Here is a 23,013-nt window from a genome sequence, read left to right as displayed (position 1 = left end):
GCGGAAAGCAGCCTTGGTTTCGTCGTGAGAAATCGGTGCGCTGGGCAGGTGAATGCGGGCATCCACAAGCTCACCGCTGGCTCCGGGTACTTGTACCTGGTGCGGCAGGTGGCTGCCCACGACCGCACCCATGGCCCGGAATCGTTGGGCGACTACTACTCCTCCAAGGGCGAGACACCGGGCCGCTGGGGCGGACGCGAACTGGCCGGCTTGTCCGCGGGCTCGCAGAACTGGACCCGTACCGACGCCGGAGAGCGACTGTGGTCAGTGGCCGAAGGCTCCGAGGTCACCGAGGACCAGATGAAGGCCCTGTTCGGGCTGGGGGTGCACCCGAACGCCTCAGCGCTGACCAAGCAGCTCATTGCCCAAGGGGCACGCAAAAACTCAGCGCTGACCGCGACCACCCTCGGTCGCCCGTTCCGGGTCAACGCCGGCGAAACCGAGCTGCAGCAGCGGCTCGCTGAGGCGTATCGGGATCACAACCTGTCGGTCGGTGCGCACTGGAACGCCGCCATTGACGAGACAGTGCGGGCGCAGATGCGCACCGACATCGCCACCGACATGTTCGAAGAACAGCACCGCCGCGCACCCCTGGACGAGCGCGAACTGACCGGGTTCATCGCCCGCGGCACCCGCGACCAAACCACCTCGGTCGCCGGCTACGACATGACCTTCACCCCGGTCAAAAGCGTGTCCGCACTGTACGCGCTGTGCCCGGAACCGATCGCCAAACAGATCGAGGAATGCCACCGCAAGGCCGTCCAGGACGCCCTGGACTTCCTGCAAGATCAGGCCGCCTACACCCGCATCGGCGCCCAAGGAATCGCCCAAGTCGACACCGAAGGCTTCATCACCGCCGAATTTCTCCACCGCGACACCCGCGCCTCGGACCCCGGCCTGCACACCCACGTCGCGATCTCCAACAAGGTCCGCGCCCGCGGCACCGACGGCATCCCCCGCTGGTACGCCCTCGATGGCCGCCCGCTCTACGCCTCCACCGTCGCGGCCTCCGAGCTGTACAACTCACGCCTGGAGGCCTACCTGGGCGACGAGCTGGGGATGCGGTTCGCCGCCCGCGGCGATGCCCGCGAAGGCAAGCGCGAGGTCCGCGAAGTCGTCGGCGTCAGCCGCGAACTCAACGAACTGTGGTCCTCACGCCGCGCCGCCATCGACGCCGAATATGCGGTGCTGGCCAAGAAATTTCAGGCCGCCCACGGCCGCGAGCCGACCACCCCGGAGTCGATCGCGATGTTCCAACAAGCCACCCTGGCCACCCGCGACGCCAAACACGAACCCCGATCGCTGGCCGAGCAACGCGCAGAATGGCGCACCCAAGCCGTCGGCCTGCTGGGCAGCGACGAAGCGGTCAACGCGATGATCGCCCGCTCCTTGGCCGGGCGCACCACGACACCCGCCGAGGTCACCGCAGGGTGGATCAACGCCCGCGCCGCCCAGGTCATCGCCACCGTCTCCGCAGCGCGGTCCACCTGGAACCGCACCCATGTACTGGCCGAAGCATTGCGGGTGGTCCGCGTCACCGGGCACGCCGGAATCGACGGCATCGCCGAACTCATCACCGACGCCGCCCTGACCGAACCGCGCAGCATCCGACACGCATCCAGTCCTGATACCGACCTCGGTGAGCCCGCGGTGTTGCGGCGCCGCGACGGGACCAGCGTGTACCGCCAAGCCGGGACGCAGACCTACACCAGCCCCGAAATCCTGGCCGCTGAGCGGCAAATCCTGGCCGCCGCCACACTGCGCGACGGCCGCACCGTGCCCGCCGCCGATGTCGAAATTGAGCTACTCGCCCAGGCCGCGCACCGCCGCGAACTCAACGCCGGTCAAGCCCAACTGGTCCGCGAAATGGCGTGCCGCGGGCAGCGCGTGATGCTCGCGTTGGCCCCGGCCGGGTCGGGGAAAACCACCGCCACGGCCGCGCTGGCCCGGTCTTGGGAAGGCGCCGGGGGCACCGTCATCGGGTTGTCTCCCAGCGCCAGTGCCGCGCAATTGTTGCGCGAAGAAATCGACGTCGAAGTCGGTGACACCCTCGATAAGTTCAACTGGCTCACCGACAATCCCGACATCTCCCCCGGCGACCCCGCCCGGCAGTGGTACGACGCGATCGATGAGAACACCTTGATCATCGTGGACGAAGCCGGCAAGGCCGGCACGTTGGCGCTGGCGTCGATGATCGCGGTCGCCTTGGCCCGCGGCGCCAGCGTGCGCCTCGTCGGGGACGACAAACAGCTGTCCTCGATCAGCGCCGGCGGTGTGCTGCGCGACCTGGCCCACGAGCACGGGGCGATCACCTTGTCCCAGGTGATGCGGTTCGCCTCGGCCTCCGAAGCCCAAGCCGGTCTCGCGCTGCGCGACGGCGACCCATCAGGGATCGCGTTCTATCTCGATGCCCAGCGCGTGCATGTCGGCACCCAAGCCGCCGCCTCCGATATGGCGTTCCAAGCATGGCAATCCGACATCGCTGAGGACAAGCACTCGCTGCTGTTGGCGCCGACCCACGAGCTGGTTTCTGAACTCAACGACCGCGCCCGGCTGCACCGGCTGACCGAACTCGGAGAACACGCCACCGGCATCGAAGCGGTGTTGATGGCCGGGGCCCGCGCCAGCGTCGGGGACCTCGTGTTCACCAAACACAACGATCGCACCCTCGCGTTGGGTGCCACCGACTTCGTGCGCAACGGCTACCGCTGGGAAGTCACCGAGGTCGATCCGGACGGCTCGATCACCGTCACGCACTTGGAGTCACACGCACATCTACGGCTGCCCGCCGCCTACGTCCGCTCCCACGTCACCCTGGGCTACGCCCGCACCATCGACGCCACCCAAGGCGCGACCGCCCGCTACCGCTGCCACACCGTGGGCTCCGATCAACTCACCCGCCAACAGGTGTACACCGCGCTGACCCGCGGAGTGCACGGCAACCACATCTACTTCTCCACCGCCGAGCACGACCCCCACCGCGTGCTGTCGCCGAAAGCCACCCACCCCGACACCGCCGTGGACGTATTGACCCGTGCCCTGGCCCGCGATGCTGCGCAAGTCTCGGCCACCAGTGCGGCCCGCGCCGCCACCGACCCGGCTGCCCGCCTGGCCGCCGCCACCCAGATGTACGCCCACGCCGTCGGCACCGCCGCCGAATCACGCCTGAGCCCCGCCCAGCACGCCGAGCTGGATTCCCACGCCGAGAAACTCGTGCCCGGACTGACCACCGCTACCGCCTGGCCGGTGCTACGCCAGCACCTCGCGTTGATCGCCGCCGCCGGCATCCACCCCCTCAAACGGCTCGACAAAGTGGTCGCCTCCGGCGGATTCGACAACGCCGCCGACCCAGCCGCGGTCATCGACTGGCGCCTCGATCCGACCGGTGCACACTCCGGTGGCGCCGGCCCACTGCCCTGGCTGCCCGCCATCCCCGAACGTCTGGCCGCCGACCCGCAGTGGCACACCTACCTGGCCGCCCGCGCACAGCGGGTCACCGACCTGGCCGCCGAGGTCACCGCCACCGCACGCCAGTGGAGCGCAGCGACCGCGCCGCGATGGGCACGACCGCTGGTCGGCACAGACCTTGAACTGGCTGCCGAGCTGGCCGTGTATCGCGCCGCAACCGCCGTCGAGGACAACGACACCCGCATCGCCGGCGCCGAGCAATACCCCGCCCGCACCCGCGCCGCCCAACGCGGACTCGAACAACGCGCCGCCGAACTCATCGGCGCTGATGCCACCACCAACCGCTACGACACCCTCATCGACTCCATCAACCCGCACATCCGCCACGACCCCTACTGGCCGCAGCTGGCCCACCACCTGGCCGCGGCCGCGCGCACCGGAGTCAACATCACCCAACTCGTACGCACCGTCGCCGCTGAGCGCCCGCTGCCCGACGAACTGCCCGCCGCCGCATTGTGGTGGCGACTGTGCGGCACCCTCACACCAGCGGTGTTGGAGACCGCCAACGGTGGGCTGCGCCCGGACTGGCTACCCGATCTGCACACCGTGTTCGGCACCGAACTGGCCGAAACCATCGCCGCCGATCCCGCCTTCCCCGCACTGGTGTCCGCGATCGGCAACGCCGACCCCGACCAGTGGACACCGCGCGATCTGCTGCATGTGGCCGCCGAACATCTCTATGACGCCGACGCCCACCTGACCCACCATTTACGGCCCGACGAGTACGCCCGACTGCTCACCTACTCGATCGAGGTGTTCACCACCGCCGACCCCTATGACCACGACATTCCCCTGCCCGACACCGCGCCCCTGACACCGGAGGAACACGAAGAACTCGCCCATCTGCACCCCGACATCGAGAACACACCACCGGGGCGCCAGCACGCTCACGACGACGTGTTGGCCGACCCCAACAACCTTGCCGCCGCACTCGGACTAGACGACTACGACCTCACCGAGCCCACCGCCCCCGACGATCAACTGCCCCCACCCGAGCACGCCGACGACTACTTCACCCCCGATACAGGGATCGACTTCGACAGCCTGAGCACCGTGCGGCCCAGCCCCGCCGCCGCGCTGGCCGCCCACCGCGCCGACGTCCACGCGCTGCGCGACCGCTACGCCGCCGCCGACGCCCAGGTACGCGCCTTGGCCGCCCACGTGACCGCCGGTGGCGGACCCCACGTCCTGGCCGCCACCGACGAACTGCGGCGCATGCGCGCCGCGGCCGACGCCGACCGGCCTTTCCTGGCACGCGTCGAAGCCGTGCTCGACCAATGGCATCACGCCGAAACCACCTACGCCGAAGCCCTCGAACTCATCGGCCACGCCCGCACCGAACTCGACACCCTGCGCGCCGACCCAGACGCCGACCCCCTCGATATCGCCTCGGCCACCCAGCACCTGAACTTCCTGACCAGCTACCAGCTGCCCCCAACCAGCCCCGCCGAACAGTTCCATCCCGCATTCGACGAAGCCACCGCAGCCCGCGCCGCCGCGGCCGGCGGCAGCGAGCACATCGTCACCCACGCCGACGCCGACGCACTGCTGCGCCGATGCCGCGCCGACGATGACACACTGCTGGCCCGACATCGCGCCGACCGCGCAGCGCTGCGCGACCAGCTCCACCGCGCCGAGCTCGCCGCAGCACAGGCATTCGCGCGTGCACAGCGCAGCACCGCCGAACACATCACCGAGCTGCTGCCCCGCATCGACACCGAACTGCGGGTGCTCGACGCTGCCGGTCAACATGCTTTCCAAGAGCGACTGCCGATCAGCGAACACCCCGACATCGACACCGACCGCCTACGACGGCTTACCGATGCACCGTTCGTGCTGACCGCCGCGCACGCCTCCGACCGGGCCGCGCTGCTGCCCATGATGAAACACCTTGAACGCGCCGCCCACGACGCGCAGCGTCCGCTGATCTGGGCTGCTCCCGCCACCATCTGTGACAATGCGGACCTGTCCCCGATCGCCAACACAGTCATCGACGCCGCCACCCTGGACCTGCACGACAGCGCACCGGGCACCATCGTCGTCATCGACCGCGCCGAACACATTTCCCCCGAAACGATCGCCGACCTCACCGAGACCGCGGCAACCGCCCACGCCCGGATCATCCTGCTCGACACCAACACCGCCACCTGGCCACCACCACCGGCCGCCCCACTACTGAAACTGCTACACACCGAACTGCGGTGGTCGCCAGTGCTCACCGCCGCCACCGGCCGCATCAACCACTTCGACGCCAGCCCCGACAGCAACGCAGCCCTCACCCAAGCCGCCGGACTACACCCCGACCACCACACACCCGCCATCACCACCGCCCTGCAACGCCACCGAAAAGCCCAGCAGCGCAACACCACCGCCCATGATCTCCACACCCGCATGTGGAACGCCGCTCACCGTGACGAGGGATTCAGCCGAGGTGGGTAGGAACCTGTGAACACGCAGCTCGACGCCGTGAACGTCCCCGGCTGCGCTACTGCCGAATCATCGCGCCGCGATATGGCTGGTCCAGGCCGTACCGTCCCACCAGCGCCAGTAGCGCGAATTGTGCGGATCGACGTGCCATCCCGCAGGCGGCAGCGCCGCCGCAAGGGTGTCGGTCTCCACACTGAACGCAGTGAGAGGGCGATTCGGTTCACCATCAGCCCGGATCGGGTTACGTTGGTCTACGGCGCGGTACAGGTCGACCGTCTCGTCGGGAGTGAACCGCGTCGCTTGACTGATATCGGGGGTGGTCACCAGATGGAATACCGGCATGGGTTTACCTGTCACTGGCTGCGTGCCGGTCCTGCTCGGGTCGTACTCAACCACATACTGGCCGTCGAAATCGGTTGGCGTCCCGTCAACTAAACCCAGAATGCGAATCACACACCGGTTGCTGTTGTTCTCGTTCATGTACCCCATCGTCCGCTGCGGGTACGACATGTGCGGAAGCCCTATTCCGCGCTGATTGCGGCTGGTTTTGATCGTTGATTCGGGAGTCGTTTGATCACGAATTTCGGAGTCGCCAGGGTGTCCTTGGAGGCGATTGTGCTCACGAATTTGGGAGTCACCCGGGCAGCTGACGCCGAGTTGGTGTGCTTCGAGGAGCGGGTGGCGCTTTGATCGCGTTCACGGATAATTGAGGAATGTTGCTCCGTTGGGATGACCAGGAAGTGCACGTCAACGATGCTGAAGAGCTGGAGTCTCGTCTTGAGTCACTGGCGAAATCAGGGTCTGCGCCGGTGTTGGTGAGCGTGGCTGGCTCGGCGGGAACCTTGTCGCTGGGGGTGGGGCATCAAAGCGGCGGGCTGCTGCTGTTTGCCGACAACGATCGATCCCAATCGCCGCTTCACAGTGTGGGAGATGGTGATGCCGGCGGCGGTGAAGTGGAGTTCGCCCGCGGTGATGCCACGGTCGGCTTCTTTCCTCGGTGTTTGGTCGACCACGGTGTGATGCTTCAAGCGGCTCGCGAGTTCTTCGATACTGGGACACTGCCCATGTGCGTTGTCTGGGAGGCTGAACCGTCGCCAGCAACCGGAAATGCTGCCGAGCTGGTTACCTAGCAAGGGGTCCGTGGAGGCTCATGGCGGAGGAGCGCTGGTGCAGCTGATCTGCTTGATGAGCAGATCCTCAGTCACCGGTTGGCTGGTTCTGGTTGCTGGTCTTGGCGCGGGTGTGCGCTAGGCGGAAGGAGTCGGTGCCGGTTTCGATGATGTTGCCGCCGAAGGTGAGTCGGTCGACGATGGCTGCGCACAACCGTGGGTCGGTGAACGTTTTGGTCCACCCGGAGAAGCTTTCGTTTGACGCAATGGCCACCGAGGCTTTCTCTTCGCGTTCGGTGAGCACCTGGAACAGCAGCTCGGCGCCGCGGCGATCCAGTTCCATGTAGCCCAGCTCTTGTCTCAAGAGTCAGTTGAATGATGTCTGATTTGACGGCCCAATGGGGTCCGGCGCAACGCTGTTCACGTGGCATCAGGTTCGGGTGAGTGGACGGCCATAGTGATTGATAGTTGCAATACTGAGAGTCCGCCAGCATACGGTTCCACGTAGTGGCTATGGCCTGCTAGCAGTTCGGCGATGTCCACGGCGATCTTCTGCTTACCGCCGAAGTAGGCGAACGGCGGACGTAAGGCAGTTGCTGACAATGCGTTTGTTCCAACCTGGTAAGGGGTCATTCCGAACCGTCGAGAGGTGACGGCAAATCCGGCATATCTTCATCGGTACGCCAGTTCCAGACCGGAAGCCCCGCGATCGATTCGTCGTCGTCGTCGTCCTCGCCTCCACAGCGATCGATGAATGCGGCTATCGCCGGGGCGGTGTCGGTGAAGATTAAAGAGGCCAAGGCTGTGGAACTCCCGTTGTAAGGCAATACCTTCCGGAAACACCGATCATCTGCGATTGCAGTTGTCAGCAGGGTGCGCTCGGCATCGCTGGTGAAGGGTAGCCAGTTGTGATCGGTCGTCATCAAAGAGAGTTGTTCTACGTTGGCGTAACCAGCCCGAGACACGGAGAAGGTAGCTACCGCCACCAACCGCACGTCACCTGCATCAGCCATCTGCCAGAGTTCCAGCTCTGTGGCGAAGCGCTTGGTCATTTTTCGGTACAGGTCTTCATCGAGAAACCAGGGGTGGCCCGGCTGGTGGCGGACCTGCATCTTGAACCCGTGGGCGGCTGGCTCAATCGCCTTGATATCGCCCACGCCGATCAGGAATTTGGTGGGCTTCCCCGGCTGTCTACGCGCTGGAGCCCAAGCCTTAATCCGGCGTTGCTCGATCTCGGCCTTGCAGTCGGCCGAGAAGGGCTCCGGGATGAACAACGATGCGGCGAAGGGGCTTTTGCGGACTAGCTTGCCATCGGCGGCATCCCGGAGCCGGCGGTACACCACACCCCACGGCCGCCGCCCCGCAAAGCCCGGGTGCCACGTCGTCAGTTCCGCCTCATCCCAGAGATAGTGCAGCACAGCGCGTAGGGATAACTTGTTGCCGTCCGACTGCACCGCGCTTGCCGGCGATCCGGAAGGCTCTGGAGCGGCACGATTGCCGGACTTCGACAGCGAAAATCCCAGTCGCAGCGTGGTTGTTCCGTCGGCAGGGTTGTCAACGATCGACCGGTCGGCAACGGCGCCATAGCCCGATAGCTCGCTGGGAGGCAGCCACGACCGGCACCGATGGTCATGTGCGGCCGCCGTGCCGGGCATTCGTTTGACAATGAGGCTGTCGCCAGCGGCAGCGATATACATCTGTACCCCGGCGGGCTGGCACAAACACAGCGGGCGTGATCTCGCTGCTTTGGCCTCTCGGAGAATCTGTTGTCCCTCAAGGCAATGCACATCGTCTACCACGTGTTCCCCGACCTGAAACGGGGTCGCCACGACTGTCATGAGGTCTTCTTCTCCCGCTAGTGTTTGTACCGCTACATGGATAGCTGCGCGAGTGCTGGAGCCGTGACTTCGGAGATGCGGTCGGGTCGGAAGCCGCTCCAGTGCTCATCGCCGGCCACCACGACGGGGGCTTGCAGGTAGCCCAGGGCCATCACGTAGTCGCGGGCCTCGGCATCGACGCTGATGTCGACTTTCGCGTAGGTGATGCCCGCTTTGTCGAGCGCCTTGAACGTCGCGGTGCACTGCACGCAGTTGGGCTTGGTGTACACGGTGATCCTGCTCATCGTCACTCTCCTATTCACCTACGAACTCCCACTGAACTTTTCTCGGCCCCAATGCAATCGATCGGATGGTCCCTGCACGGGCCAAGCTCCTCAGATGTCGATATATCCCTGTGCGCGAGTCCTGTGAGGACCGCGGACGACTCACCAGATGCCAGGTTCGATGACACTCGACCACCCGCATCGCCGTGGGCCGGCGAGGTGCGTGACACACCAGCTCGCAGCCCACATCGAGACGGTGGGTCTGCCACGGTAGAACGCTGGCCAGCTCGGCGCTAGTCATCGGTGCTTCGGCGGCCCGCAACACCGCGACCAGCTGCTCGCGAATAGCGATGGTGTCGGCTGTGGTCACGTTGCTGCCCACCCGTAGTCGCCAAGGTCGAAAAGACGCTCTTGCATCGACAGCACACGGTTTGACCACAAGTGCACCGTGGCGCTATCCCGGTGCTCCCCCACTGGCGTGCACGCCCAGCTGTGTACAGGACTGTGCGCTACCGTATCGCGCTCGGCGCGGATCACGACGGCAGCTTTCGCCTTCGACGCGGCCCGAAGTACCTGCGTCGGGTCGACGCGTGCGTGATGGATGAGACTGGCGCCCTGGGCGCCGAAGACCTCGGTTCGCAGGTCGAGGTAGATGCACACCCCGGGTTGGCGCGCAACCGAGTCGATCAGCTCCACAGGAGCGGCCGATTCCAGGCTCACCCTCTTGATTCGGGTGGCGACCTCGGTCATCTGAGCAATGGCAGTATCATGGCCCGGCGCCGTCCTGCGGTGCGCTGCGGTGTTCTGCCATTGCGGACGCATCCGCGCAGCACCAGTTTGACTATGATTGAGCCGGACCCATACTCGTCGGGCAACCTCCACCTCGTTGGTGTCACGAGGAAGTCGGGAACCGCTAATCGCGGAGGTGAACTCCACCCGCGAGTGCGGGGTCAACGAACAGGCCCGCGCAAGGTCGTCGGGCCGATCGCGTAGGACCCTCCAGAACGTGACCAGCTCGGAATCCACATCATTGACCGTCTCTAGCGGGCTGCACGGCTTGTGAAGCAGAACTTCCAGCGTTCCCGAGAGTGGTTGAACGTAGTGGGTGTGCGGAGGTAACAGGCAGGCAATCTGCCGTTCGGTCTGCTCAGCGCGAGTACGCCGTTCGGCTATCGGTGAGCGAGCGTGGGACGCGGAACTCATTGGCACACCGCTCCTTCGTCGTCGGCCCGCGCTCTGTGCGATCGTGCGGACCCGGACTCTTTGAGTTTTCGCGCATCGATAGCTTGACGTTGAGGGATCAGCAGCGCCAGACCGCGAGCGATACTGCCGTCCTTTGTGGTGAGGGCGCTGATGTCGCGTAGCCACTGCCCCAAGCTGGGACGGTCGTAGGGGGTCAGGGAGGCCAAGGTCATCACCATCGCCATCAGGTCGTACCGATCCGCACCCTGCATTGCTCGCCACAGATCGTCGGTGCTGGACTCGCCGTGGATATCAGCAACGACCGTCAGAGCCTTGTTGTAGAGCTGCCGGCATTCAGCCAGGCGGGCATCACTTTGGGAGTACACCAGCGGAATATCTCCTACACCGAGCAGGTGCCGCAGATGGGCTGCTACAGAGGACTTTTCCAGTAGCAGTCCTGCTCGTACGACAGCACGGTCAGTCCAAAGGTCGTGCCCGTCGTGGCCACGGTGATGCGGTTGCCAACCATCTCGGCTGAACTCGTCGCGGTGCTTCTCAAGCACCGCTGAGAGCCGGTACTGGCTCACGCCATAGAAGTCCGCGACCTCACCGAGGCAACGGGGCTGCTGCTCACCGGGGCCGAGCAGCTCGTCAAGGACGTCCACGACGCGACTGAGCTTGTTGCGGACCTTGCGGTCGCGCCGTTGCTGGGCTACCCGACGTTGCTCGTCGCGGTCACGGTCGGTGCGCCACTGTTGCCAGCAGCCCTGCTCATCGCCCTCACCTGGATGCACCGGACACTCCTTGTCGCCGGGCGTACCGTGCAGCCTTGCGGCTGACCAGGGCCGACCACGACACCGGCCGCAGCCCGTCAAACCCCTTGGCGTTGTCGTGCCATGGCCGCGCAGCCAGTCGTGCGGGAGACTCGAACACCCAGTGATACTTGGGCTGGCCGGGGTTAAACGGAGTCGTCCCCCACGGGGCGCAGCACCCTTGGGCCCGATGTACGTCCACAAGTACGGTTGCGCCGAGCCAGCCTTGCTGGTCGCAATGAAAGGCCATCTCTCGCATACCCAGCTGCTCACCGAGTTCGATGCCAGCCTGGTCGATGCGGGTACCACCGTAAATCAGTACCGGACCGCGATAGTCGGTGGAATCTGTCCGATTCTCGACGTTCTTCCCGCCGATCTGACTCGATACCAGCAGCATTGACGCCCACGGCCTGCGCACAGTCAAACCCATCGCCAACCCGTGTTCTGCGCACGGGTCGGGTGTGTCCAAAACGTCCTGCAGCACGCGTCGGACGCACCCGAAATCCTCAGGTGCACAGTCACAGTCCGCTGCGGTGAGGACCCGACGGGCCTGTGCGAGTTCGTCAACGCTTCCTGCGAGGCGCACCGCATACTCGACCACCGCCGCCGCACGATAAGCAGCGGAGCCACTGGCACAGGGCGCGGGAGACGCAACGTCGGCACCTAGCCGGTGTGGAGCACCACACATGTCGGGACCGGCGGCACGCACGTCGGTGACCCGAGCGTGCCCCCGGACCCGACCGTGGACGCGCAGCAGGGGAAGGTCGCTGGGAAGAGTGCGGCTGGTCATGATCGCGCCACCGCCCTGCTCTGGTGGTCCTGCTGGTGTTCCACGATCAGTCGGTGCAGTTCGTCGGTCCCTCCGTCGCTGTGCACATGAGGCAGCAGCCGCGCGAGCCGTGCCGAGGTGGTGGAATCAGCCGCGGCAGCGCACGGGTACCGGACTTCCTCGGCGTCGTAGGGGCCGACCGCGGTGAACCCTCGCGCATCGATACCAGTGATACGCCATCCGTAGTCATCGGTGAGTGTGGTCGCCGCCCAGTACGCGCGGCGCACCGATGCCGCCGGTTGCACGGCCCCGTGAGGCAGATACCACGGGCATCGCGCATCGTCGGCATGCGCGCGCCCAGCGGGCACGCCCAGGCGCAGCAGGGCGGCGATGGTGCGGGCGGCGTCGTCGCCTCCGTGCGCATCATCGCCGCGGTGCTGTGCGCATTGGTGGAGCAAGCGGCAGGCGTGCAGCGGCAGCAGCGGCGCACCGGGCTGGCCCGGTACCGGCTGTTGCGAGGACGGTGTGTGGTCAAGTGGATCGGCAGCCACGGGCAACTCCACCCCCGATGGGGTGCGAAGCCGCAGCCACCCACCGTAGTCGAGTCCGAAGCTCAGAACCGACCAACCGTGATTGACCATCCGTGACATAGCCCAGTAAGCACGCCCGGTGGTGTTCAGTTCTGAGCCGAGATAGATGCCGGTAGCGGTCATGATGTCCTGCCGTCCTGCGGGGGCTGGGGTTTGCGGCCGGGCGACTCGTTCGGGGTGCTCGAACTCGGCGCCGGAGATTGCTTCGCCGATGGGCGCTGCTGTGTCGGCTGCGTCTCGGTGTGACTATTCGGCGGTGTGGGGGGACGGTTGGTGGGTGCAGCACCAGCGCGTCCCGGCGCGGCCGAAGAACCTGTGCCTGACTTCGGGGTGGCGTGGGCAGCAGGTCCGTTGTCGCGGCTTTTGTTGGCTTGCTGACGTTCGATCACCTTCGACGCGACCACGGCTCCAGCGACTACAGGGGCGGCGGGTCCGGCTGCCGCGGCGGCCGCCGCGCCGCCGCCCGCAGCAGCGCCGCCTGCCGCGCCTGTGCCGGCCGCTGCACTGCCAGTGCCGGTGGCTGCTCCGCGCGCCGCGGTGCTGGCAGCGGCCGATCCGCCCGCGGGTGCGCCCGTAGCGGGTGCGGGGCCTGGGGTGGGTGTGGTTGTCGATGGCGGTGGTGTGCTCGGTGATGCTCCACTCTCGGCGGGGATGCCGGGATTGGGATGTGCTTTGCGGCCCTTGGCTGCCGGGGCGCGGGTTCCCTCATCGCCGGGCTTACCTGAACTTGGCAGACCCACCCCGTCGGCGTTGATGTCGCGGCGCATGGAGCGGCCCATGTCGCGCATCGCGGGGTAGAAGCTCATGGGGCCGGCCCCGACAGCAGCGGTCTTGCGCAGCACCGACATCGGCCCCGGCAGTCCCCGATCGCCGAAGCCTCGCATCAGCGCCCTGAACCCGAAGACCGCGCCGCCGGCGAACAGCAGCATGAGTAGCAGGATCGCGATGGGGTGCTGGATCTCGAACCCGTCGAGTTTCCCGGTCGATACTCGCGACATCAGCACCAAGACAATGCCGAAAGCCGCAGTGGCGAACAGCATTTCCAAGGCGTGGACAATCAGTTTGATGGCGGTGCGTTTGGCGAACTCGCGCTGCGGTCCTGGTGCGACCGCAACCGCGGCGGCGGGCACCAGCACCAGCACGTTCCAGAACGCCTTGAATCCGATCCGAATGACTTCGCAGCCGATGTAGCACAGCAGCATCAGCACCACCAGCACGACGCAGTTGATGAAGAACATCAGCCCGATCGTCTCGCCGCTGAGGAAGTGGGCGTGGGCGTAGGCATCGCTTGCGCCGCACGCCCGCATGGCCTGAACTGGACCGTCGTGGGCTCCCGCCGGTGCGAGTGCCTGAGTCGCGGGAGTCAGGACGGTCGATGCATTGAGTGCGGCGTTCCAGGCTTGTGCGCACCCGTCAATGTTGTCGATCACGCCGCCGAAGTTGGCGATCTGAATGGGGTGGCGAATCAGGGTGGTGGCCATCCATTGCGAGAGCACTTCGACCTGGCCTTCGGCGTTACCCGAGGGGTCGAAGCTGCCATTGTTCGCGATACCCAGCGAGAGCTCGAATCCGATGGCGCGGCCGGCGGCGAGCAGGCCGTTGTCACCGAGTTCCTTCACCGGGTCGTTGAGGAAAAACCCGATCAGCAAGATCACCAGGAATCCGCTGCACATCACCCCGGCGCCGCGCCCGAACCCCTTGGTCAAGGCGATGATTCCGCCGATGAAGACACAGATGATCAGTGCCAGCGGGATGATCTGAAACTCACCGACGAGGTTGTTGATGGCGACCAGCACAGGCGCGGCCAGTGCGGCCAGCCAGCCCAACCATGCCGAGCCCAGTGCGATCTTGATGAACCAGATCCCGACCGCACCCACCATGACCAGGAATCCGCAGAACCATCCGAGGATGACGGCCAGTTGGCTGTAAGTCATGGCGATTTCGAAGCGGTCGGTCAGTGCGGGAATCCAGGAGCCCGGATCGATAATGCTGACGTCGCTGCCTTGGGTGCGGATGGCGTCGAGCATCGACACTGTGCTGATGAAATAGGTGCCCACCGGCTGGTCGTAGGTGTCCACGATGGGGCTGGGCCAGTTGAGCGCGCCAGCGAACCCGGCCGCCACCGCGTGCGGGGCGGTCAGCAGGGCCATCATCGAGCCTCCCCACAGGAGCTGAGTGATCAGCCACGCCCGCCGCAGACGAGGGTGCTCATAAAGCCACGCGCAGTAGGCGGACATCACCGCATCAGCTCCAGCGCCTCGTCCTCCAAGCCGCGGGTATCAAAGGCCTGCCGCAGCTCAGGCTGGACTGGCTGCAGAATGTCGATTAGACCGGTGCTGCCAGCATCGTCAATCATGTAGGCGTAACCGTGACCCTCGGCGGTACGCAGGTTCAAGACCTCGGGGTACTCATCGGGATCAATCCCGATGCGCTTGAACTCTTCGGTCGCTTCTTCTCGCGCAGAGGCCTTGAACGGTGTAATGACCCGCGTCGGCAAGTCTTTGGTGGGAATCCCGTCGAAATACTCGACATGCTGTGCGATGCCGATCAGGCCGTATCGCTGCTTGCGTCCCTGGGTGATCAACTCGGTGGCATCTTCGCGACCGACCGGCGACGCGAAGTACGCCCGGGCTTCTTCGGCAACGAACCATCCGAACTTGCCGGGCCGACGATTGGGTCCGGTGTAGCTCTCCCGTGTGAGCCCAGCGATCATTCCGTAGATGGCTAAACCGGCACGTGCACGCGCTGTTTGACGCTTGTAGAGGTGTAGATCCTCGGTCTGCGAGGTCGTCGGCAACTCCAGGTCGCCGGTCAGCCAGATCACCGCATCCTTCTCAGCGATCGGAGGTATCGGCAGCGACTCATTGAACATTGCCCGCAGATAGTCGATGTTGGCCCACATATCCAGCCGCGCAGCGAGTTCCGCGTACTCCTTGTATGCGCTTCCTTGCAAGCTGTTCAGGTAGCGCACCAGAGCGCCCATGCTTTCGGCGACCCGCTGATCGGGGCGCAGCAGAAAGCGGAGCTGGCGGGCGATCTCGGCATCGGGCTCGACACCCATCATGGGAAGTAGGTGATCAAGGGTGCGCTCAACGGCGATTTCACGGCGAAAGATGCGCAGCCCGTCGACGGAGACTTGACCGCGTGTGGGATCAAGTACGGCCACCCGATCCCCCAGATGTGCCAGCGCACGTACCCACTCGGGATTAGAACCGGGATCAAGGATGCTGCACTGATTGCCGCGGGCAATCAGCCCGTTCACCACCCGTTTCGCGCCTTGGGATTTGCCCCCTCCGGGCGGGCCGTAGAACAGCATTCCGGGTACCTGGCGCCGACGGCTCGCGCCCTCGGGTTCGATCAGGACAGGGGTCGGCCGTCGGGTGGACAGATTGCGGGCGAACAGAATCCCGGTATCGTGGCCGAGCTTGCTGGATACGAGCGGCGAGAACCGCGCCCAGTCGGTGGTGGTCGCCGGTTGGCTGAATTGGCTGCGCGGGCTGCGCTCTTCACTACCTGCCAGCCCGGTCTGCCACAGCCCGATCTGGGCGCTGCCGCGACGTCGACTCAACGTCATGTCGAGGTCTTCTGCGAAGTGCGTTTGCAGTAGTTGGCAGGCCCCGTCGAGTTCGGCCCGCGAGCGCGCCCCGACGGCGATCACCGTCGTGGCCTCCACTTCCCGCTCCAACTTCGACGCCCGCAGCTTGGCGTTGTACTCCTCGGCCGAGGAGTAGCGCTCAATGAGGTCACTGTCGCTGGAGCGACGGCCTGCCCGTTGGAAAGCCTGATCATCGAGGTTGCGCTGAGCGCGGTCGATTCGCGTGAGCGCCTGCTCAGCCGGGCGGGTGGAAATGTGTTGAATCCAGTCGATGTCGGCAGGTGTGTCCACGTCGTAGACGGCAAGCAGGTATTCCGCACGTGGATAGGCCAACCCGCCGCGCGGAATCTGAGCTACGGCCAGCATGCTTTGGAAGCTGTCCAGGCGCTGGGCGCCCCGAATCACCAGCACGGCGGCCAGTGACGGCACCATACGCCGCCACCAGCGGCGGTCCTTCTTGCGGGCTTCCTGATCGCCACAGTCGAAATGCGCCGGCACCACGGGCGCAAAGTCGGCTTCGGTAAGCCGCTCAGGACCGCCGGCACCGTGCGGGAAAGGATCGTTGACCGCACCGATGGCCAGCCGTCGCCGATACCACCAGTGGATCTGGCGCGGGGTGGCCGGTCGCGCGTTGAACTCGGCGGGAATCTTCGACAGGATCGAGGCCGACATCTCCTGGTACCCGGCAAGTGATCGCGGGTCGTCGGGGTCGCGGCCGGCGACGACGGTGGCCGCCTTGGCCAGGCCGCCCACTCCGGATCGTCCAGCGGCTCCCGAGTCCACCGGCACGCGTATGCCGAACACCTGCTCGTAGAACGGCTCGATGGTCAAGAAGTCCTCCCAGTCTCGGACTTCCTGCACCCACGCAGGCTCATTGGTGTAGCCCGAGAGCATCCACCGCAGCAGCCGCCGGTGGTCCAGGCGCACGCAGCAGCCCCACAGCAGCAACCCCGAGGGAAGTTGGCGCACTAAAGGTCGGTGACGCATCGCAATCGCGTCCTTGAGTGCGTAGGGCATCATTCCGCCGGGTTGTCCGTCCACGATGAACTCTGCGTAGACACCTCCGGAGGTGAAACTGAGATTCCCGATCACCTCCTTGGGCGGCGATAGCGCCGCCTCGCCCTCACCGTTGATCCCTGCCTTGCGCTGGGTGTGCAACAGTCCGCCGAGCAGCCAGCCGATCCGGTAGAGCGGGCTGGGTCGAGATACCGGGATTTGGCGTGCGGCGACGGTCAGTGCTGCTGTCAGCGCGAGACCGAACAGCGCGATGGCGATGGCATGTCCGGAGTCAAGCCACTTGCGGGTCGCCCAGACCGTGGAGGTGATACCGATCAGGAAGGTTGCGCCGTCCCAGATACGCCACGGCGCGAACCACAACCGAGTGTTGTCATCGATGTGGGAGACATAGATGGGAAAGTCGCGCACATCGGCGTACACCCGAGCTGTTTGACCGCGAAAGCTGTTCTCACCCACTGCATAACCTCCAGTTTCTCGTAAACACCAGCTCGGTTCCAGGCGCTCTCGACGCCTGGCAGGGCGCTAGCCGAACTGCCCGGTGGTGATGCCCCCACCGTGCTTGTCCACGGTGGTCTTCAGTGAGACGGCCAAGCCGACCGCGCCGAGGATGATGGCTGCGACTGCGACCCCGCCGAGAACCTTGCCCATCGCGGCGCCGAACCCGCGCACGAGCGCGAATGCGCCCGCAACACCTCCAACGAAGATGGCGATGATCGCGAGCGGTATCTGAGCCGATTCCCATAGCGATGGGATGGCGGTCAGCAGATCGCCTGCGGCCAAGGTGGTTTCAGTCATTGCGGTTCCCTTTCCCTTGTGGCACGGCCGCTGGTTGGACGTGCCGGTCAGTTCGGTGTTGCAGAGCTCCAGTCGGTGGACACCGCCGCCGGAACGAGACTGTCATCGGTGGACACCGCCGGGGCTTTGTCGATCGCTGCGACCAGCCAGCGCCCACCAACCCCGCGAAGCGTCAAGGGGTAGACCAACGGCGAGGGAGCGAACTGAGAGTTCACTGCGGTCACGCGGACCAAGACACGAGCCAGCTCACCGTCGGCAGGCACCGACGAGGGAACGCCGAGTGCGGTAACGCCCTGTATGGAAAGGGTTTCGTACGCATTGCCCAATCCGGCGATCATCGAGTCCGTGGTGACGTACTGCTCCACACCCCCGGCAGGGGTCAGATAGGCCTTTAAGAAACCCGTCGCTGTGCTGTAGGCGGGGTCGGCCTCACTCAACGTGCTCGGGTAGCTCAGCGGCAGGTCTGCTCCCGCGCCCGGTCCGCCGATGCGCGCCGGAAAACTCGCGGCGCGGGGACCGAAGCGCGACCACAGCACGGGGACCCGGTACAGCGCCCGGTGCGGTGCAGCTGACTCATAGGGCCGCTGGGTCACACCGACGACCACGGAATACACCTCGGCGTCGGCCTCCTGACCTGCCAGGCCCTCCAATGACACGGCCACGATCGTGGGGGTGTTGATGACCACTGCTGGAGTGGAAGGCAGCGTCAAGGACGCGGGATCGACGCTGATGAACTGACTCAGGCTGGCCGCGTCCTGAGTGTTTGCCTCCAGCCAGACCGCGACGAAATCCTGGGCGAACGCACCGACCACCGCCGAGCGGTTCACCACGGCCCGTGATGGCTCGCTGAGGTCAGGGGATGTGGCAAAGAGAAACTGCCACAGCACGTTTAGGCCCGCCAGGGCCGCCAGAATCAGAACTGCGGGTTTCCCGAACTTCGTCAGCGCACCCTGAGTGCGGCTGATCCGTTGCTGCCAGATGCGGCTCATTGCCATGGTGGTGTGTCCTCGGCGCTATACCGGCTTGTGGCCGATGATCTTCAAGCTCTTTATGGCGAACGCGGCGTCGACCGGATCGCTGTTCTGTTGCCCACCGCCGAGCGCCCCCGGCAGTTGCGGAAGCTCCAGGCCCAGCGGTCCGTTCGGCTTTGTCGGTGCCGTGCTGGCACCACCTGCGGGCTGCGCTGGCGGCCGGGAGGTCTCCCGGATCAACATGCGGATCTTGGATGCCAGCACCCGCTTAATCGGCTGCACCGCTTCACCGTGGACGTTCTTGGTTTCCTGGGTCACCAGCGTGGCGTCGGTGTCGTTGAACGTGTACTGCACCGTGGTAACCACCCGGTACTGCGACCACGGCTTCGACCCGCTCGCATCGGTTCCTACCCAGCCAAACTCACCCGAAATCGCCGTGATCAAGTGCGTACCTGGAAGCTCGATGTCGATGACCTGGCCGTCACCGCCGCCGCGCACACACACGAACGCCGCGTGGGGATCTGTGCCGGCCATCGTTTGTGCTGAGGTCGACCCCTCTGCGCACGAGCCCAGGGCATCTGCGGTGAACGAAATCGGCCGGTCCAGCGTAGGAGCGGCTGCGGGCGCCGGCGCCGCCGAGCGCGTCGGAGGCAAAGCCATCGCGTCGGCCCCGTTGGGAGCGCCGGTCGGTTTTGGCTCATCCGAGCCGTACACGGCGACCGCCCCGACGATCGCCACCAACACGGCTACCAGCCCGGCAGCAGCGAACCCCGCAGCGACCTTGCCATCAAACCTGCGTGCCCGGCGCGGTTCTGCCGCGTCTGTCTGGCCACCACCAACAGGTCCGTTGAGGGCTTGTCCCTCGACCGGGTAATCGTCGTGGTCCGCTACCCCTTCGTCCGGATCAGCGTAGTCATCCTCGGGGTCGCGGCAATCCCCGAATCCGCGCTCGCCAGAATCATTATCAGCGAGTTCGTCGGCCGGATCAGGGGCGACCTCATCCAGATCGGTGTAACCCGCCGGGGACTCTGCGGGAAGGGTGAAGGTCGGAGCCTGAGGGAATCCGAAGCCGTCGTCGTCCTCAGCGGCCAAGTCGTCGGACCACTGGTCATTGGTAAGGGTCATTACCGTCCCCGTTCGCCATGCTGCAAGGTCGATGCACTGCGTGAACTGAGCTGACGGCGCTGGCCTCTACGGCTGACGCGCGGCCCGGGTCGCTGGGCCCGCTCTGGCTCAGGAACCTGATAGACCAGCGCGGCCGGCCACAGTGCAGATCCACCCACCGGGGAAAAACCACCACCGACAGTGTTTACCGATGAATCACTCCAGCGCGTGGCGCCGAACCGATCCGTACGGCGGCACAGACGGCGCACCACAAGCGCCAGCAGCACCACAAAAAGCAAGCTCAGGAGGCCAATCGCAGCGAGCGCAACCAGAAACGCTGCGATGGGGTAGACCATCGCACCGCCCATCGCTACGCTGTCCGTCATGACCATCATGCTGACAGATTACGCAATAGAAGGCAACACGTAAACACATGGTGTTCACATCGAGTGTTGACCGATACGACGAACTGCGCCGCGAATGGATTGCCGAGCACGCGGGCATCTTCTCCATGCAGATACGCCGCGCCGAGCTGCTTAATCGAAGGATTCGCCGACGTGCCCGCGACGTCGCTGGCGCCCGACCCAGCCCCTACAACGACCACCCCAGTCACCCACTGCTCACTCGAGGCGTCAAGACCGTCGAGGGTGTGCTGGAGGTCGTCATCGTCTTCGCCGCGGCCGTGTTGGCTCCCCTTGGTTGGCCGCTGGGCAAGCTGATTTATCACCGTAGCGAATCGCTCATCCCTGACCGGCTTCGCTCCTTCCCAATCCCCGCATTCCTCTGGGCAGCAGTGGCACTGGGGGTGCTTTTGGTTCTGCTGTACCGCCCCTCGGACACCCTGGCCAGTACAGTCCTTGCGCCCTGGCTGCTCGCACAACTTCCAGCAGCAGCTCTCACAGCCGGAATCTACGGAATTCTCAACGGCTGGTTGGCAATCGACGGTTCAACGGACTGGTGGCCACTCTCGCCCACGGCGCCGACAGTGACCCTCTCTCTGCCGCTGCTGCCCGATGATATGACCGCACCATCGCCGTTCCGCACCATCGAGCCAGCCGATCCGATCGACCGCACACCCTTAGGCGCCGGCGCCGTGCGTCCGATGCCACGCTCAGCCAAACTCATCGTCATCGGCCTCGTTGTCAACGCAGCCGGAATCCTGTGGACCCTCGCAGCGGTAGGAGTAGGGATCAAAACTGTTGCAGAACAGGCCTTCACGCCCAGCAGCACCATCGGGTCAAGCTACTGATCCGAATGCGGTGGATCACCGGCGAACGGGGAGCTACCCCTCGCCCACGACCACATCGGTCGATTCGCTCGCACTGGTGCAGTCCTGAAGGTGTTGGGCCGCCGCACGCAAGCGACGCACAATCTCCCACACCGTGAATGCCACCCCGATACCCCCCACGGTCCACGCGAGCGCCGTCATACTCCCACCTCGGCATCGCCGCCGCACACGCCGCGCGGATCATCGCCGCCGACCATCACTGACAGGCCAGGCGCGGGCCCTCGATCCCCCATCTCGCGCATGAGCCGCACAAGATGAAGCTGGGCGTCGATGCCGGTCCGAACCCCTGTCTCGGTGAGATAAATGCTGGGTACGCCGAAGAATTCAGCAACCACGCTCAGCTGTGCATCGAGTGCATCGCCCCTGTAGCCCAATCGAAACTGCTCTAAGCGTGCCGCGCTGATCGCAGGACCGCCACGGGCGGACATGGCCGCGGCGGCAGTCTCTGTACTCAGCGGCGGCTCTGTGCGCGTATGCATGATGTCGAAAAGCAGGTTGATGCGGCGTGCAAGCTCCGGGTCACGCTGCATTGTCGCGATCCAGCCACGCACGGCGCACCATACGGCGAAGCCTTCCCGGTTCCACAGCCCCAGAGCCACCATCCCGGCCGTGAGCTCTGGCCAGGATGGCCTGAGTCGTCTGATCGTAGAACTGCAAAAAGACTGACCAGTCCGGTATTTCGACGCACGTGCCCACCCCCCCGCGGATCAACAGCCGCGCATGTTCGCGGGTCGGTGGCAGAAGCTCCTGCCAGCGCAGAGTGGCACCAAGATCGTTGTTGAGGTTCTTACTACCGTCGTTCTGCCCGAATCCCTGCGGACGTCGGTTGGTCAACCCCGACCAGTGCTCGGCCGCAGTGAGAAGCTCTTCCTCCCGAGCACCGAACATAATCACCGAGGCTGGAAAGATATCGCGCAACTCATTGGTGTCGCTTGCCAGGGTGATGGGACCACCTGATTGCCAGGGGGATGGGACCACCGTGGCGCGTTATTGAGGATGCTCGTCGGCGGGGTCTGGGTCAAGCTGAGGGCGGGTCCGTTGGCGGTAGGACGGTCCTTCGATGACCAGGGTGTGCGCGGCGGAGGTCAGTCGGTCGATGGCTGATTGGGCGAGCAGGGTGTCGGCGGTCATGGTCAGCCATTCGGCGGGCTCGCGGTTCGACGTCATGATCGTGGTCTTGGCGCGGTGGCGCTCGACGACGATTTCGTAGAAGTCGCTGGTTTCGGTGGCGTCGAGGGGGCGTAGCGCGAAGTCGTCGATGATCAGAACGTCGACGGCGGCCAGGCGGCGGATCTCGGCGTCGACGGTGTGGTCGAGGCGGGCGGCGCGCAGCCGGGTGAACAGTTTGTCGGCGCGGCCGAACACGACGGTGTGTCTGCGTCGAATAGCCATGTTTCCCAATGCTGTTGCCAGATGCGTCTTGCCAACGCCGACGGGCCCGAGGACGATCGCGGACTGGCCGGCATCGAGGAACCGTAGCGAGGTGAGATCACCGAGCAGGGTGCGGTCATAGCGCAGGTCGCCGTGGGCGGTCCAGGTATCAAACCGCATGCTCGGATCGAGTCCGGCTTTGGCCGCTCGTAGTGCCGCGGAGCGGGATTCGCGTCGGGAGACCTCGTCAGCCAGCAGTGTTTCCAGGAAGCCGATGTGGCTGAGTTTGTGTTGTCGGGCCAAGGCGGCGCGTTCGGGCAGGGTGTCAGCCAGTGCACCGAGCTTGAGGGCTTTGAGCAGTCGGAGCAGATCAGCGCCGATCGGGTCGGTAGCTCCACGGGCGGTGGTAGTCAT

19 protein-coding genes and 1 pseudogene are annotated in these 23,013 nt (G+C 65.3%); 4 read left to right on the top strand and 16 right to left on the bottom strand.

The window, feature by feature from the left end:
- The first annotated feature begins 48 nt into the window (after positions 1 to 48).
- On the top strand, positions 49 to 5,907 hold the full coding sequence (gene mobF / locus ACZ50N_RS27920; RefSeq protein ID WP_464475755.1) for a MobF family relaxase: 5,859 nt from the start codon (positions 49 to 51) through the stop codon (positions 5,905 to 5,907).
- 57 nt (positions 5,908 to 5,964) lie between these two features.
- Here mobF and ACZ50N_RS27915 read toward each other — a convergent pair whose 3' ends face one another.
- Complete coding sequence (locus tag ACZ50N_RS27915) at positions 5,965 to 6,375, bottom strand: DUF2510 domain-containing protein (RefSeq protein WP_064284531.1); 411 nt, start codon at positions 6,373 to 6,375, stop codon at positions 5,965 to 5,967.
- Positions 6,376 to 6,608: 233 nt separating this feature from the next.
- On the opposite strand from ACZ50N_RS27915, the gene ACZ50N_RS27910 reads away from it, so the two are divergent.
- The gene (locus tag ACZ50N_RS27910; RefSeq protein WP_064284534.1) at positions 6,609 to 7,025 is read left to right on the top strand and encodes an Imm1 family immunity protein; all 417 of its coding nucleotides are present in this window, start codon (positions 6,609 to 6,611) and stop codon (positions 7,023 to 7,025) included.
- A 67-nt stretch (positions 7,026 to 7,092) separates the two neighbouring features.
- Here ACZ50N_RS27910 and ACZ50N_RS27905 read toward each other — a convergent pair.
- From ACZ50N_RS27905 to ACZ50N_RS27885, 5 genes and pseudogenes are all read right to left on the bottom strand, one after another.
- Positions 7,093 to 7,359 (bottom strand): annotated as a pseudogene (locus tag ACZ50N_RS27905) (ATP-binding protein); the annotation flags it as partial.
- A 274-nt stretch (positions 7,360 to 7,633) separates the two neighbouring features.
- Complete coding sequence (locus ACZ50N_RS27900; protein ID WP_064284535.1) at positions 7,634 to 8,842, bottom strand: DUF1173 family protein; 1,209 nt, start codon at positions 8,840 to 8,842, stop codon at positions 7,634 to 7,636.
- Positions 8,843 to 8,874: 32 nt separating this feature from the next.
- On the bottom strand, positions 8,875 to 9,126 hold the full coding sequence (gene nrdH, locus ACZ50N_RS27895) for a glutaredoxin-like protein NrdH (protein WP_046366756.1): 252 nt from the start codon (positions 9,124 to 9,126) through the stop codon (positions 8,875 to 8,877).
- 345 nt (positions 9,127 to 9,471) lie between these two features.
- Entirely contained in the window at positions 9,472 to 9,855 is a 384-nt protein-coding gene (locus ACZ50N_RS27890; protein WP_052765360.1) for a hypothetical protein, read from the bottom strand.
- Positions 9,856 to 10,304: 449 nt separating this feature from the next.
- Positions 10,305 to 11,081 (bottom strand): hypothetical protein, encoded by a 777-nt coding sequence (locus ACZ50N_RS27885; protein ID WP_052765359.1) that lies wholly within the window; start codon positions 11,079 to 11,081, stop codon positions 10,305 to 10,307.
- A gap of 208 nt (positions 11,082 to 11,289) precedes the next feature.
- Here ACZ50N_RS27885 and ACZ50N_RS27880 point away from each other — a divergent pair, with 208 nt between their 5' ends.
- Positions 11,290 to 11,499, top strand: a complete 210-nt coding sequence (locus ACZ50N_RS27880; RefSeq protein ID WP_046366754.1) for a hypothetical protein — start codon at positions 11,290 to 11,292, stop codon at positions 11,497 to 11,499.
- A 386-nt stretch (positions 11,500 to 11,885) separates the two neighbouring features.
- Here the strand turns inward: ACZ50N_RS27880 and ACZ50N_RS27875 are convergent, their stop codons facing one another.
- The 7 genes from ACZ50N_RS27875 to ACZ50N_RS27845 all read right to left on the bottom strand — a co-directional run bounded on the left by ACZ50N_RS27875 (position 11,886) and on the right by ACZ50N_RS27845 (position 20,335).
- A complete protein-coding gene (locus tag ACZ50N_RS27875; protein WP_064284537.1) occupies positions 11,886 to 12,581 on the bottom strand; it encodes a hypothetical protein in 696 nt (231 codons plus the stop codon).
- Positions 12,578 to 14,695: a hypothetical protein gene (locus tag ACZ50N_RS27870; RefSeq protein WP_165606828.1), complete on the bottom strand. Its 2,118-nt coding sequence runs from the start codon at positions 14,693 to 14,695 to the stop codon at positions 12,578 to 12,580. Before ACZ50N_RS27870 ends, ACZ50N_RS27875 begins: the two co-directional genes overlap by 4 nt.
- A complete protein-coding gene (locus ACZ50N_RS27865; protein WP_064284541.1) occupies positions 14,695 to 17,526 on the bottom strand; it encodes an ATP-binding protein in 2,832 nt (943 codons plus the stop codon). Before ACZ50N_RS27865 ends, ACZ50N_RS27870 begins: the two co-directional genes overlap by 1 nt.
- Before the next feature lie 66 nt (positions 17,527 to 17,592).
- Positions 17,593 to 17,865, bottom strand: coding sequence for a hypothetical protein (locus ACZ50N_RS27860; protein WP_046364557.1), 273 nt, complete (start codon positions 17,863 to 17,865; stop codon positions 17,593 to 17,595).
- 47 nt (positions 17,866 to 17,912) lie between these two features.
- Positions 17,913 to 18,860: a conjugal transfer protein gene (locus ACZ50N_RS27855; protein ID WP_046364556.1), complete on the bottom strand. Its 948-nt coding sequence runs from the start codon at positions 18,858 to 18,860 to the stop codon at positions 17,913 to 17,915.
- Positions 18,861 to 18,878: 18 nt separating this feature from the next.
- A complete protein-coding gene (locus tag ACZ50N_RS27850) occupies positions 18,879 to 19,961 on the bottom strand; it encodes a hypothetical protein (protein WP_046364555.1) in 1,083 nt (360 codons plus the stop codon).
- Positions 19,961 to 20,335, bottom strand: coding sequence for a hypothetical protein (locus tag ACZ50N_RS27845; RefSeq protein ID WP_131705548.1), 375 nt, complete (start codon positions 20,333 to 20,335; stop codon positions 19,961 to 19,963). The genes ACZ50N_RS27850 and ACZ50N_RS27845 overlap by 1 nt, the downstream gene beginning before the upstream one ends.
- A 38-nt stretch (positions 20,336 to 20,373) precedes the next feature.
- Between ACZ50N_RS27845 and ACZ50N_RS27840 the strand changes: the two genes are divergently transcribed.
- Positions 20,374 to 21,189 carry a hypothetical protein gene (locus tag ACZ50N_RS27840; RefSeq protein WP_064284543.1) on the top strand — a complete coding sequence of 272 codons (816 nt, stop codon included), beginning with the start codon at positions 20,374 to 20,376 and terminating at the stop codon, positions 21,187 to 21,189.
- A gap of 176 nt (positions 21,190 to 21,365) precedes the next feature.
- Here ACZ50N_RS27840 and ACZ50N_RS27835 read toward each other — a convergent pair whose 3' ends face one another.
- From ACZ50N_RS27835 to ACZ50N_RS27825, 3 genes are read right to left on the bottom strand one after another with little or no spacing between them, the layout of a single operon-like run.
- The gene (locus tag ACZ50N_RS27835; RefSeq protein ID WP_131705549.1) at positions 21,366 to 21,779 is read right to left on the bottom strand and encodes a hypothetical protein; all 414 of its coding nucleotides are present in this window, start codon (positions 21,777 to 21,779) and stop codon (positions 21,366 to 21,368) included.
- Positions 21,748 to 22,206, bottom strand: coding sequence for a hypothetical protein (locus tag ACZ50N_RS27830; protein WP_464475754.1), 459 nt, complete (start codon positions 22,204 to 22,206; stop codon positions 21,748 to 21,750). The genes ACZ50N_RS27835 and ACZ50N_RS27830 overlap by 32 nt, the downstream gene beginning before the upstream one ends.
- 9 nt (positions 22,207 to 22,215) lie before the next feature.
- Positions 22,216 to 23,013 (bottom strand): ATP-binding protein, encoded by a 798-nt coding sequence (locus ACZ50N_RS27825; protein WP_138247680.1) that lies wholly within the window; start codon positions 23,011 to 23,013, stop codon positions 22,216 to 22,218.

Source organism: Mycolicibacterium obuense (genome assembly GCF_055397605.1).
This window is presented reverse-complemented; position numbering and strand designations above follow the sequence as displayed.